Genomic DNA, 13,416 nt, shown 5'->3' on the forward strand with positions numbered 1-13,416 from the left:
AGTGCAAAATGGGCCTGGGACTTTTGTTCCAGACCCATTCATGATCGAAAACTGATTATTCAGCCAAATGGGGTAATTCCAGCGTTGCGTGTTCCAAGTTGATGGAGTACTGCAGGTCCTGGTTTCCCCGCACAGTCATACCAAAGTCCGTAGCGTAGATGACCAATCCTAACTGGTGACCCGCTAACAACCGGTAGTGAGTTGGTTGCAGGGTCACCCGTAAGCGATAGAACTGGTTCGGTTTCAGCTCATCAATCTGGTAGGCGTTGGTCCGATTTTGTAGGTTGCGGTGGCCCTTGGTAATCATCTTCCAGGGAGTAGGGGCGGTCGTCTGAAATTCACGCAGGCTATCTTCACGCCAGTGGAATCCTTCGTCTAATGATACGCGAAGTGGGGTGGGTGAAACGCCTAGCCGCTTAGCCTCGCCATAGTCGACCAGCTGAAAACTCAGGAGACCAACGGGTTGGTTAACGGCGACCTCTAAGGTGATGGTTGGCTTTCCATCGAGGACTTGATCCTTGGTCAGGACGGCCGACTTGAACCGTAACCGGTGGCCCTTCAGTGGGGAGTCGTCGTTTAACAGGTCTCGTTGCCAACTGGTAACGTCGTGGGTGTACGTTTGATACTGTGCATCTGGCAATTGGTCGTTAAAGCTGACCGCTGCCTTGAGGGGGGCGTTGGTCGTGGCGACCAATTCCTCTGGATGCAGGTTCAACGTGGTGACGGGGTTAGTTGGCGCGTCCCAGTCTTCATAACTGTGCCAAGTTTCGGGTTGCACGTTGTCTTGAATAATGACGTTTGGCAACAATGTTTCAGCCTGATTGTCGACGTCCAGCAGCTCGTGGGTCAGCCACAGGTTGACGATGTCGGTGTAGTCGATCGAGCGAAAGGCGTTGATATAAATGTGTTGGCCCTGGTGAAGAATCAGTTTCTTGGTAACGGGCAAGTCGCGAACAGCGTTCCACAAGTTGTTCACATTGCGGGGTTTCACGTTCCAGTCGTTCAGGCCATGGACCAGTAACAAATCAGCCTTGATATTCTTCGCGTTCTTCAGGTAGTTGCGGGCGTCCCAGAAGCGATTGTAGCTGCCAGTCGTCCGGTCTTGGCCACTGGTAATGGCAGCCAGGTCAGCCTGCCACTTGGCTTGAATGCGATGGTAGTCGCCGGCTTGCAACTGACGGCTGAATGTTTCCTCGGCAAGGACGTCTGCATCCTCACCAGGGAAACCGCCGGGGGCAACGACCAAACCACCATCGCGGTAATAGTCGTACCAATTGGAAATGGCAGCTTCACTGATGACCGTTTTCAGACCGGCTACTCCGGTAGTTGCGGCGGCCGTGGCCAGTGTTCCCAGGTAGGAACGGCCGGTCATGGCGATGGCGTGATTGCTCCACCATGCGGGGATCGCCTGGGTGGCTTCTCTGCTGGTAAAGGCGGTTCGATTGCCCGCTAACCATTCGATGATAGCAATGGTGGAGGTGGTTTCTTCAGGGTCTCCGGTGGTACGGACCCCGTCAGAATCGAGTGTACCAATTCCAGCAGCGTAGACCACAGCGAACCCGCGAGCTAAGAAGTAGTCGTTTAACGTGTAGGAACTCTCCCGGGCAAAGCTCTCCGTGGCCGTGGCGGTTGAGGCTGTTACGGGACGGGGAGCGGGAATTGGGGTCGCAGCTGGTTCATCTAGCACGTCCTCACGCGTTAGATGGTTGGGTTCTTGCGGTGTCAGGGGTACGTTGACATCGTGCATCATCTGGTCACCAGCCTCGTCGTTTGTCCCTTGATTGTAAGGACTAGCCGTGTAGAGGACAGGGACTTTTAGACCAGTGGCAGTTTCCGCCGGCCGCAAGATTTCGGCCTTTAGCAGGTCTCGTTGACCGTCATGATCCGTGTCCTGAGGGCTTTCAACGTATACGACTTCGCGAATGAGCTGCGTCGTGTCGAAGACAGCTTGCGCTTTACCGTTAAAAATCAGTGGCTTAGTGACCGAAGCATCGTGTAGAAATGGTGCAAAGTAGCCGTGAGTCGTCAGGTGGTCCAAGAAAGACTGACCATTTTTAGTGTGGGTCGTTAGAAGCAGGTACCAAGCTTGCTTCAGTTCGGCCACTGTAAAATTAGCGGCCTGGTGATCACTGACGGGCAGCTGGATTTTCGCCATAGCTGTCAGTGGGTCAGCAAGGTCAAAGTCATCATCCACGGTAAATCCCAGTCGTTGCAGAGCTAAGTTGTAGAATACGGTGATGGGAACGTTGTCGTGCTGGCTTAAAAAGTCAGCACCGTCCGTGTCGGGAGTGGCCATTAGGTTGTGGAGCTGTTGGGTGACCCGCTGGTCGGTGGTAAATTCTGGCCAGCTACGATCATAGAAGTCCCTGAGAAGTTGACTAGGGGTCGAGAGGGCCTGATTGGTGTCATCTAAAAAATGAATCGTGTGAAGTTCGTCGAGGGCCTGAGCGGGTGCTGTGGGCCGAATGGCAAATTGTTGGTTACGCATAAATTTCGCCTACCTTATCAATTTTGCAAAGTAATTATTAATCTTCTTGGTCATTGAGCCGACTGTGGCGTAAACCATAGCTGAAGTAAATGACGAGTCCTAAAGCAAACCAAATCGTGGAGGCAATCCAGGTCTCAGCGGGTAATTGGAGCATCATGCCGAAACACAGTAAGCCAGAAATGATTGGTAGAACGGGGTACCAAGGAACTTTGAATCCGGAGTTTTGGGGTAGGTTGGGCAGGTGCCGCAACCGAATGATCCCAAAGGAAACGAAGAGAAAGGCCACCAGAGTACCAATGTTGACCAGATTGGTCAGTTGGGCCAGGGGTACGAAGCCACCCAGCAGGGCAATAACGATGGTGATGACCGCCAGACTGTTCTTAGGCGTCCCCGTTTGGTCGTCGATCTTACCGAGAAATTTGGGCAGCAAGCCGTCTCGGCCAATCGAGTAGATCAGACGCGAAGAACTGTAGATCATCGTGACCATCATGGTGAACATCCCAGCGAGCGCCCCCAATGAGATGATGCCGGAAGTCCAATTTTGATGAACCAGGGTCAGGGCAAATGCGACTGGATCGGCCACGTTCAGTTTGGTGTAGTGGACCATCCCGGTGAGGACCACGGCGACTAGCATGTAGAGCACAGACGCCACGATGAGGGTCCCAATGATCCCAATTGGCATGTTTTTCTTAGGGTTCTTCACTTCGGCAGCTGAGGCGGAAACCACGTCAAAGCCGAGGTAAGCAAAGAAGACAGTCGAGGCGCCCCGTAGAATGCCTTTGGTACCGAAGGGGGCAAAGGGTTGCCAGTTGCTGGGCTTTACATAGAAGATTCCGACAATAACGAAGAGAATGATGATGGCAATCTTAACGAAAACAATCAGGTTATTGATCCGCATGGATTCACGCATCCCGCGGTTTAACAGCCAGCTGATGAAGAGTACCACTAAGATGGCAACCACGTTTCCGTATGTCCCGTGTGCAGGGTCGTAGGGGCCGGTGACGGCCGTGGGGAGGCTGAGATGGAAACCGGCTAGAAACGAATTAAAATAGGCACCAAAGGAATTGGCGACCGCCGCGACGGCAAGGACGTATTCTAGGATCAGCGCCCAGCCGAGAATCCAGCCGATGATTTCGCCGAAGACTAGGTTCCCGTAGGAATAGGCGGAACCGGCAACGGGTAGAACGGAGGCAAACTCGGCGTAGCACATGGCTGCCGTGGAACAGACGATAGCGGCCAGCAAAAATGACAGAACAATGCCGGGACCACTGTACTGGGCGGCAATCGTGCCGGGGAGAATAAAAATCCCGGTCCCGATGACGGCCCCAATTCCGAGTGACATGAGATCCTTTGCTGACATGGTTTTGGCAAAGTGTTGGTCACTCTTTAAATAATTATCTAAGCGTTCGCGCCGAAAAATTCGCGAAATAGCCATTAAAAAGCCTCCTTATGTAGGTAACACGATGGGGTCATCTATCTAATGAGAGAATTGGTCCGGGTAAGATGATAGCAAATAATGGCCAGAATTGGTTTGGTAATGGTCAAATGGCCAGTGAATTTAATTAAAAAGAAAACGTTTTCTTCCATATTATTAGGTGACTCCCGCTCGTGTCAAAACGGTGATATCTCGGATAGTGTACCCTAGACTTAAATTAAAAGTCAATGAGAGTTGGGCAGACTTTTGCCGAAAGTCAGATAAAATTACCCCACGCGCTTCGTTTTCGTTCTAAAATAGAGCCAGTATGAGTGAAATGAGGAGGCAATTAGCCATGATTACCGAAAGAGCCAGCGGTGCAGTGGTCTACCGTTTGGAAAACGACCAACCGCAATATTTATTATTAAAGAGTGCCACTAGTAACTTTTGGGGATTTCCCAAGGGCCATGTCGAAGGCACTGAGAGTGACATTGAAACGGCCGTTCGAGAGATTCGGGAAGAGACTAGTTTAGAGGTCGCCATCAATCCGGAGTTCCACGCGGACCTTGACTATGAAATGAAGAACGGCCATCACAAGCACGTGGTTCTCTACACGGCCCTGGTTCCAGCTGATGTTCAGATCAAGCGGCAGGTAGAAGAAATTAGTGAATACGGCTGGTTTGACTTTGCCACGGCCCATGATAAGTTGACTTTTGATAACTTGAAGAGCCTGTTATCAATGGCGAATGACTATCTGACGGGGGACGCGCAGGATGGAGAATAAGGTCATCGTGATTACCGGTGCAACTGGGACCGGTAAGACGACTGTCCAAGATTACTTGGTCAGTCACTATCCAGTTACCAAGATTATTACCCATACCACCCGGCCACCGCGTCAGGGCGAAGTCAATGGAACGGACTACTATTTTGAAACGGAAGAGAGTTTTCCCAAGAATCACTACCTGGAATCGGTGGTGTATTCGGGTTACCATTACGGATCCTCGCGGGAAGGTATCACGGCAGGGTTTAAACGGGCGCCGTTCGCGGCCATCGTTTTAGATGGCAAGGGCGCCATCACCTACGCGCAACAGCTGGGTGAACAAGCGGTGATCCTGTTCCTGACGGTCAGTGATTCGGCCAAGTTGGCGCACCGGCTCTCCAAGCGGGGAGATGATGAGACTATGATGGCGCAACGACTAGCTAGTCCGGAATACCATCGGGATCTGACCATGCCACTGGCACTGCGAGGCCACGCTATTCAGCTGAACAATGACAACTGGGCGCGGACCCAGATAAAGCTCGATGAACTGATGGCGGGGCTTCAGCGGTCTGAGGCAGCTGATAGTTGAGTTTCATCCCAAGTATGCTAAACTAACAGGGAATTCGGCAAAATATTGTTACCTTGGGTGTGTTAGGTTTACGCCTTACCGGGCAAGGAAAATAGGCTGGAACGCTGTGAACACGATTTTGAGCCAAAGAGCGGTCTCAAAACTCGGTTCTACCTAACCACGGAAAGACACCGTGCTAAGGTAGTGCCACGGCTGAGCCTATTTTCCTTGCCCTCACGGCTAACGGTGGCGGTATATTTTGCCGTTTGCCGGTGAGTAAAGTAATTGTGGGAACTAGTTGATTATGTAAGAGTGGCTAGTTTCAGCCGAGAGGGCGTCAAATATGGGCTCAGGCGCCTCGTTGTTCTTAGCCGTTTACGGCTTAGAACAAGGCCAAGCTTTGAGACTCACGTTGTTTGTGAGGCTCAAAGTTGTGCCGGCACCGTTCCAGCCCATATTTGACGCCCGGCAAGGCGGACACACCCACAGTAAAAGAACAAGTAATCAATAAATGAAGGAGGCCGCCCATCATGGCAGAATCTTTAACCGACGCTGTGACCATTTTGCGGAACAATAAATTGAAGCTGACCAAGCAACGGCACGCACTCTTAGAGTTTTTGCTGACCAACCAGGGCCACTACACGGATGTGGTGGCTGTGGATGCTTACATGCGGACGGAATTTCCGGGGATGAGTCATAACACGGTGTACCGCAATCTCAAGGAATTTGAGGAAGTCGGCATCGTTGAACAGAACACGGAACAGGAACGCGCGCGGGTCAAGTATCAGTGTGATTTCCATCACCAACATCATCACCACTTCATTTGTCAGCACTGTGGGAAGGTTATCGAGTTACAGATGTGCCCGATGGACTTTTTTACGGATCAATTACCTGGCGCTGAAATTACGGGGCACAGCTTTGAGTTGTATGGACTGTGTGCCGAATGCAAAGCGGCCGGTGTGAGTGACCAAGACTTAGTCAAAAATTAAGAGAATTTTGAGAGATTTTTGGCTTAATTGTGGGACAATGAAGTCTAATTAGGTAAAGACGTAAGGAGGAATGACACATGGCGTACCGGACACCACCATTTATCACGCCATTTGCAATTGTTTCGATGGCCCTGGCCCTTGGAGCAACGAACGTGGTGACGAACACGGTCACCAAGTCTAATGAAGGAGCCTCACGGGTTTCTAACACCAGTTCGTCATTAGTTAGTGGCTTATCATCCAGTGATTCCAAGAAGAAAGATAGCGATGATAGTAGTAAGAAGGATTCTGATTCTTCTAAGAAGGACAGCAGTAGCGATGAATCATCAGACAGTTCATCCACGGACACGCAAAGTTCTTCTGCGGACACGACTTCTGATACGGAATCATCCCACGCGACAACAACGGGGAATACTGGGACGACGTCTAAGAAGAAAAACTCTAGTTCAACGGCGACTAACAACAATAACAACACCAATGATACGACGGATGACACCACCGACAGTGGCAGCACGACTGGTGATACGACTGACGACACGCAGAGTGCACAGACGTACAGTCATTCGGCGGTTAATACGACCGACGGTACAACCAGTGCAGGTCAATAAGAGAGGAGGGCGAATCATTCATGTTAAGTTTTCTTGATATGGTCAACCATTACTTGGGCTACATCAACGTCAGCGTAAAGATCAAGAACCGCATCTACGTTATTTTGGGGATGTTGGGGGATATCTACCTGTTCTATATCGGGATTCGTTACCTTCAAAATGGTCACCCGTTCTGGGGACTGTTGATTCTGTTGATTGCGTTGGCCCTGTTATACTTTGAGTACTTGAACACCATCTACTATTTCACAGATAAAAAAGCGCCGTTTGATATTTCGCCTAAGATTGAAAAGCTTTTGCATATCAAACCCAAAGAGGCCGAGTTGGAAGATAGCAAGCATCACGCTATGCGTGGTGGGCGGAATATTCCGGCCAACGGCTACTTCGACGAAAAGAAGATTTTACCTGGTAAGTTAAAGTCTTCTGCTGTGGAAACACAAAATATCCAGACGTTGGCAACGCGCTTGCAACAGAATCAGTTATTAGCCATGGATTACTCTGGTTTAGGTGAACGTGAAATTATGGAACAGACGCAAAAGAACGGCAAACCCGTTTATGCGTCCGGTCCCGGTGCCATGATTCCTTACTTTGAGATGCAATCTGAAGGTAATCAACTGGTGGTCTATGCTGGGATGAACCAGGCTGAAAAGCAACGGGTTGGTTCAGTTAGCACGGTGGGACTACAAAATGTCCAAGATGTACGTGACCAGTTTGAACTGTACCTAGCCAACGCGACCTTGGTTGGTGGGCCGTTCAAGGTCTTGGGACGAACCTCTCTGATCGAGCAACCCAACGATTTTCAAGTGGCGGTACAATTGGCCTATAAGCACAGCGAGGATACCACATCGACTGGTGACACCACGGTGTCAAGTCGGCGGCAACGTTATGATGAACCGTCAGCGGCTACGTCGAATGACGATGAGCCTATGACACGGACATCGCGGTACCATCATTAAGTTTAGCTGATTAATTAAAATATGACTGATTAGAGCACGTAACCGTGAAAGCGGGGACGGGTTCTTTTTTTGTTCGTATCCGAAGGTTAGGTTTACTGTAACAATACTAGTGGGCCTTTTCGCTTTACCGGCTGCCAGATATGAGCTGGATGGCGACCCCCAGCTTTTTGCTAGCTGTTTGTTAACTGCGGCATTGACATGAACGGCACAACCAAGTTCTTGGCAGAGACAATCACGTTTCACCACAGTCAGAGCCGGAGGAGGGCAGGGATGTAACCGGTTGTGAAAGTGGTGTTTGCTGGTGATTTTCCAGCTTACAGCACGGGCGACTTTGAAGACACGTGGTTTTCGTGGCTTCAAATCGAGCGAGAAGACTGGTGTTCTGCCAGTCTGAAGCGTCCCCACAGCGGGTGGAATCCCTGTCCTCCTCCGGCGTGTGGCCAGTCTATCTGCTTTAAGAGAATTATCGTCGAAAACGTTTCGTTCAGACAGTCACCGCACAATTTTTTTCGGATGAACCAAACCCGTGGTGGGGCTAAATTTTGGTAGGTTTAATCGTTAGCGGGGGTGGCCATCTTAAAGCTGTTTACTTTGACCGAGTAATTTTTTTGGTTTAAACTAAATTTTAGACACTATTATATCTGGTGGTCAAAACCAGTACGGGGCGCTAGTATACGGGCCTGACGGCGATACTTTAACTAGTGGAGGGAAATACTTATGTCAATGATTGAATTTCACAACGTGGAAAAGTACTACGGCAGCTTTCACGCCTTGCATAACATTAATTTGACGATTGAAGCCGGTGAAACCGTTGTTCTGATTGGACCTTCAGGGTCTGGGAAGTCAACGCTGATTCGGACCGTAAATGGTCTGGAACAGATTCGTCACGGGCAACTGATCGTTAACGGACAAGACCTGGCCAACCCCAAGACGGATATTAATCGAATCCGAAAAAATGTGGGTATGGTGTTCCAACACTTTAATTTGTACGCGAACAAAACGATTCTCGAAAATATTATGCTTTCGCCACGCATTGTTTTACACCGTGGTGAAGCGGAAAACAAAAAGGTCGCAATGGAAATGCTCGACCGAGTTGGTTTAGCAGACCAGGCACCGAAAATGCCATCTCAGCTTTCAGGGGGGCAGCAGCAACGGATTGCCATTGCACGGTCACTAGCGATGAAGCCTAAGTGTCTTTTGTTCGATGAACCAACCAGTGCGTTGGACCCAGAAATGATTGATGATGTATTGAACGTTATGAAGACCATTGCCCGAGATTCCAGTATGACGTCCCTCGTGGTGACCCACGAAATGGGCTTTGCTCGTGAAGTAGCCAACCGGGTTATCTTTATGGCTGACGGACGGATTTTGGAAGACGATAGCAAGGAGACTTTCTTTGACGGTGAGCCAACCAACGAACGAGCTCGTCAATTCTTAAGCAAGATCATTACACACTAATCAGGGGAGGAATTTAGCTATGAAAAGATTGATTCGAAATCTTGGCCTCTTGCTGACCCTGGTGGCGGTCTCCGTAATGGTTACGGCATGTGGCAGTCAGTCACTGGCGTCCAAAAACGTGCTGAAGACCGATCAACAATCTAAGACCGTTACCTGGGGGGTCAAAGCAGATACCCGGTTGTTTGGATTGCTAGACACGAAGGATGGCAAAATCAAAGGGTTTGAAATTGATTTGGCCAAGGCGTTGACCAAGCAAATGTTAGGGAAGAATGCCAAGGCAAAGTTTATTCAAGTAACGAGTTCGACACGGATTCCGATGCTGAAGAACGGTAACATTGATGCCATTATGGCTACCATGACGCCTTCACCAGAACGGCGGAAGCAAGTGTCTTTCTCAGATCAATATTTCCTAGCGGGCCAATCATTACTGGTCAAGAAGGGCAGTAGCATCAAGAACGTTAAAGATTTAAATGAGCAAAAGGCCACCGTATTAGGGGTCGTAGGATCTGACTCCGTGCAAAATGTGGCCAAAGTCGCGCCGAACGCCAAAGTCTTACAATTGACTGACTACGCTCAAGCAATGACGGCGTTGAAGTCTGGTCAAGGTCAAGCGCTGACGACTGATAATGGGATCCTGTATGGGATGTCCATTCAGAACCCGGGCTATGAAGTTACCCGAGGCTCATTCGTCTCCGAACCTTATGGTATTGCCATTAACAAGAACCAAACGCAGTTCAGACTGGCCGTCAACCAAGCGTTGAAGCAGGTTCGGGCTAGCGGTGAATACAACAAGATTCTTCACAAATGGTTCCACAACGTGAAGGGCTTCGACTATGAGGAGGCGGCTAAAGAATGATTCATATCTTTCAAGCATACGGAGGAACACTCCTCTATGGCCTAGGGCAAACGCTGTTGTGTAGTGTGATTGCGCTAGTCTTCAGTCTGATTCTCGGGACGTTCTTTGCTTTACTGGAAGAATCTCCAAGCAAGTTTGGTCGCGCCATTGCGCGAATCTACATCGAAGTTTTCCGGAACATACCTTTACTGGTTATCACGATGTTCTTCTACGTGGTGTTCCCGCTCTACGTCATCAAAATGAACGGGTTCACTGCCGGCACGATTGGGTTAACGCTCTATACGTCTGCGTTCATTGCCGAAACGGTTCGGGCCGGGATTGGGTCTGTCGACCCTGGTCAGATGGAAGGGGCTCGAGCCAACGGGTTATCCTTCTGGCAATCCATGCGGTTCATCATTTTGCCGCAAGCCTTTCGCTATGTGATTCCACCACTGGGTAATCAATTTGTGAACCTGGTCAAGAACTCCTCAACGTTGGCCTTTGTCGGAGGCTTTGATTTGATGTATCAGGGGAACGTGATTGCATCTAATTCCTTGCAGACTATTGCGGCGTATGCCTCAGTAGGGGTGCTTTACCTGATCATCACGTTGCCTATCAGTTACTACATGCGCTACCTAGAAAAGCGTTTGGCTTAAGGGGAGGAGAATAAATATGCTGCAAAACTTTATTGGCGCTTACTCCCCAGATAACCTGCGTTACCTGTTCGGAGGCTTGGGAATCACGTTGTTGGTGTCCATCGTCTCCATCGTTGGTAGCTTTATCATTGGCTCCATTCTGGGAGTTATTCGCTACGTTAAGATTAAATATGTGTCCGCCATCATTGGGGTCATCATCGATGTGATTCGGAACTTACCATTGATTTTAATTTTGTTCTTCACGTACTTTGGTTTACCCAATTTAGGGGTCAAACCGGAAATTATTCCAGCGGCCATCCTGGCGATGACTATCTTTGAATCCACCATGTTAGCAGAAATTGTACGTTCGGGGATTCAAGCTGTTGATCCCGGTCAGATGGAAGGAGCTCGGGCCAACGGACTGACTTACTGGCAGGGACTCTGGTACATTGTGTTACCACAGGCGCTGAACAAGATGATTCCCGCTATCGTGAGCCAGTTTATCTCATTGGTGAAGGATACGTCGCTGGCAACGATTATTCTGTTGCCAGAAATGTTGTATCGTTCACAGATCATTTATGGGCAAAATACCAACTACATCATTCCGATGTTCTTGGCTATTGCGGTAATGTACTTTATCGTTTGTTACCTGCTGTCCGTTCTCGCCCGTTACTTAGAGAAACGTCAGGCTTAATTTTTAGTCTTTGATTACGCCTCCAGGTTCCAGGGCAGGCGTTAGCCGTGGGGATCGCCTGCGGCCTGAGAAGCGGTCCTCCGGCTCGACTTGAAGCTTTGCCTAACCCGCAAATCTCCAAGCTCGTCCCGTGGTGTAAGCTCGGAGAACCACCGAGCTAACGCCACTTTCACCGCTGACACCTGCCCTGGAACCCTGCGGCTTATGCAGCGGTGACCTTCAGCCAACTAATTGTCCGACTATGTGCGATTAATTTGAGTTGAACTGTACACTTTTTTATCGTAGGAGACCAGGGATGGAGCTAGCAGTGAAGGTGGTGTTAACTGGTGGTTTTCCAGTTTACAGCACGGGCGACTTTGGAGACGCTGTTCTTGGCGGCTCCAAATCGAGTCGGAAGACCGTTTCTCAGTCTGGAGCGTCCCCACAGCTAGCGGAATCCCTGGTCTCCGGAGCACAAACTGTGTGGCGAGGCACCGTTCCAGCCTATCCGCTGTGACCGGTAAGGCGATAATAGAACAAGAAAATGGCTTCCCAATCTTCTGTGATTGGGAAGCCATTTTTAATGTGCTAGATTATTCAGTAACCACGTAGCGCTTAAACCGGTCGAAGTCAGCCGATTGTAGTTCGACGCGTAAAGCTGTTCCTTCAGCCTCGTAGTCCGTACTAAGAACGTTAGCGTGGTCGTTCAAGTACGCCACCACGTCGCCATCTGCGAACGGTACTAAGAAGTTGGCCGTAACGTAGTTGTGGAAGACCTTCTCCTTCATGGCCTGAACTAACAGGTCGACTGAGGCGGGGTCCTGAGCGGAGAGGACGAGTTGGTCGCCCACGCGGCTAGGGTACTCGGCATCCGTTAAGTCAGCCTTGTTGAAGACCGTGATCATGGGTACATCGGTCACACCGATGTCCATCAGGGTCTTTTCCGTCGTGGCCATCATGGCTTCACGATTTGGATCAGCGTAGTCTACCACTTGGACCAGCAGATCAGCATTCGCTGCTTCGGCCAGCGTTGAACGGAACGCCTTTACCAGTTGCGTTGGTAACTGACTAACGAAACCAACCGTGTCACTCAACAATAGTTTCTTTTGGTCGGGGAAGGTCAGCTGCCGAACGCTGGTATCCAAGGTAGCAAACAGCATGTTCTTAACGAAGACTTGTTTCTCTTCGCTTTTCCCAAATTCACGAACCAGGGCATTCATCAACGTGGACTTGCCGGCGTTGGTATACCCAACCAAAGCCACGGAAGGCAGTTGATTACGTTCCCGTTGTTGGCGTTGGGTTGCAGCCGCTTGATTGATTTCTTTGAGCTCGTGGTTGACGTGGTTGATGGACCGTTGAATGGTCCGCCGACTCATTTCAGTTTGAGATTCACCGGCACCACGGTTGGTGAAGCCACCGCCGCCACCGCTCCCAGTCTGTTGGTCCAGTCGTTGCGAAGCGCTGGTATGCAGGCGGGGCAGTTGGTATTGAAGCATGGCCAACTGAACTTGGAGTTTGGCTTCGCGGGACTGAGCCCGGTTCGCAAAGATTTCGAGAATCAGGCCGGTACGGTCCATGATACGGGCCTTAGTACCAGCCTCTAGGTTCCGAATCTGACTGGGCGTCAGTTCGTCATTGACGACAATCGTGTCAACACCATCATCAGCGACGATGGTTGCCAGCTCCTCGACCTTCCCGGTACCGAAGTAGGTCCCTGGGTTGGGTTTTGGTAGGGACTGCTGAACTTCCTCAGCAACCGTCATGTTGTTGGCTTCAACCAAATTTTTAAGTTCAGTCATTGAGTAGCCGAACGTTGCCTGACCGGCATTTAAACCAATCGTAATGACTGGTGTTCGTGGGGTTTCTTCCAAGAGATCACCCTCCTTTAAAGGTTATGTGTCGAGTATAACATGGCAATCATCATTTGAATAAATATTAGCTAGTAAAACCATTTAATTAAAATCTTCTATTGATTCTCATTGTTTTATCATTTAGAATAATCCTCGTTGTCTTTTTAAGGCAGATTATAAACTTAGAG

13 protein-coding genes are annotated in these 13,416 nt (G+C 49.8%); 10 read left to right on the top strand and 3 right to left on the bottom strand.

Annotation, left to right across the window (positions count from 1 at the left end):
* Nucleotides 1-55: 55 nt before the first annotated feature.
* Together AB3Y94_RS11390 and AB3Y94_RS11395 are read right to left on the bottom strand one after the other, a co-directional pair.
* Nucleotides 56-2,488, bottom strand: coding sequence for a Xaa-Pro dipeptidyl-peptidase (locus tag AB3Y94_RS11390; protein WP_367296317.1), 2,433 nt, complete (start codon nucleotides 2,486-2,488; stop codon nucleotides 56-58).
* 37 nt (nucleotides 2,489-2,525) lie between these two features.
* Complete coding sequence (locus tag AB3Y94_RS11395; RefSeq protein ID WP_367296318.1) at nucleotides 2,526-3,923, bottom strand: APC family permease; 1,398 nt, start codon at nucleotides 3,921-3,923, stop codon at nucleotides 2,526-2,528.
* Nucleotides 3,924-4,257: 334 nt separating this feature from the next.
* On the opposite strand from AB3Y94_RS11395, the gene AB3Y94_RS11400 reads away from it, so the two are divergent.
* The 10 genes from AB3Y94_RS11400 (at nucleotide 4,258) to AB3Y94_RS11445 (ending at nucleotide 11,895) form a co-directional block, all read left to right on the top strand.
* On the top strand, nucleotides 4,258-4,686 hold the full coding sequence (locus AB3Y94_RS11400) for a bis(5'-nucleosyl)-tetraphosphatase (RefSeq protein ID WP_367296319.1): 429 nt from the start codon (nucleotides 4,258-4,260) through the stop codon (nucleotides 4,684-4,686).
* Nucleotides 4,676-5,251 (top strand): guanylate kinase, encoded by a 576-nt coding sequence (locus tag AB3Y94_RS11405; protein ID WP_367296320.1) that lies wholly within the window; start codon nucleotides 4,676-4,678, stop codon nucleotides 5,249-5,251. The genes AB3Y94_RS11400 and AB3Y94_RS11405 overlap by 11 nt, the downstream gene beginning before the upstream one ends.
* 509 nt (nucleotides 5,252-5,760) lie before the next feature.
* A complete protein-coding gene (locus AB3Y94_RS11410; RefSeq protein ID WP_367296321.1) occupies nucleotides 5,761-6,219 on the top strand; it encodes a Fur family transcriptional regulator in 459 nt (152 codons plus the stop codon).
* A 77-nt stretch (nucleotides 6,220-6,296) separates the two neighbouring features.
* Nucleotides 6,297-6,824 carry a hypothetical protein gene (locus tag AB3Y94_RS11415; protein WP_367296322.1) on the top strand — a complete coding sequence of 176 codons (528 nt, stop codon included), beginning with the start codon at nucleotides 6,297-6,299 and terminating at the stop codon, nucleotides 6,822-6,824.
* 20 nt (nucleotides 6,825-6,844) lie between these two features.
* Nucleotides 6,845-7,777 carry a DUF6681 family protein gene (locus AB3Y94_RS11420; RefSeq protein WP_367296323.1) on the top strand — a complete coding sequence of 311 codons (933 nt, stop codon included), beginning with the start codon at nucleotides 6,845-6,847 and terminating at the stop codon, nucleotides 7,775-7,777.
* 717 nt (nucleotides 7,778-8,494) lie between these two features.
* The gene (locus AB3Y94_RS11425; RefSeq protein ID WP_125683163.1) at nucleotides 8,495-9,235 is read left to right on the top strand and encodes an amino acid ABC transporter ATP-binding protein; all 741 of its coding nucleotides are present in this window, start codon (nucleotides 8,495-8,497) and stop codon (nucleotides 9,233-9,235) included.
* A gap of 19 nt (nucleotides 9,236-9,254) precedes the next feature.
* Nucleotides 9,255-10,091, top strand: a complete 837-nt coding sequence (locus AB3Y94_RS11430; RefSeq protein ID WP_367296324.1) for a transporter substrate-binding domain-containing protein — start codon at nucleotides 9,255-9,257, stop codon at nucleotides 10,089-10,091.
* Nucleotides 10,088-10,726, top strand: a complete 639-nt coding sequence (locus tag AB3Y94_RS11435; RefSeq protein WP_367296325.1) for an amino acid ABC transporter permease — start codon at nucleotides 10,088-10,090, stop codon at nucleotides 10,724-10,726. The genes AB3Y94_RS11430 and AB3Y94_RS11435 overlap by 4 nt, the downstream gene beginning before the upstream one ends.
* A gap of 19 nt (nucleotides 10,727-10,745) precedes the next feature.
* Nucleotides 10,746-11,399 (top strand): amino acid ABC transporter permease, encoded by a 654-nt coding sequence (locus AB3Y94_RS11440; RefSeq protein ID WP_367296525.1) that lies wholly within the window; start codon nucleotides 10,746-10,748, stop codon nucleotides 11,397-11,399.
* A gap of 295 nt (nucleotides 11,400-11,694) precedes the next feature.
* Entirely contained in the window at nucleotides 11,695-11,895 is a 201-nt protein-coding gene (locus AB3Y94_RS11445; RefSeq protein WP_367296326.1) for a hypothetical protein, read from the top strand.
* Between the two features lie 76 nt (nucleotides 11,896-11,971).
* On the opposite strand, the gene hflX is transcribed toward AB3Y94_RS11445, so the two are convergent.
* A complete protein-coding gene (gene hflX / locus AB3Y94_RS11450) occupies nucleotides 11,972-13,249 on the bottom strand; it encodes a GTPase HflX (protein WP_367296327.1) in 1,278 nt (425 codons plus the stop codon).
* Nucleotides 13,250-13,416 lie beyond the last annotated feature (167 nt).

This window comes from Levilactobacillus yonginensis, from assembly GCF_964065165.1.
In the GTDB taxonomy this organism is placed as follows: Bacteria; Bacillota; Bacilli; order Lactobacillales; family Lactobacillaceae; genus Levilactobacillus; species Levilactobacillus yonginensis_A.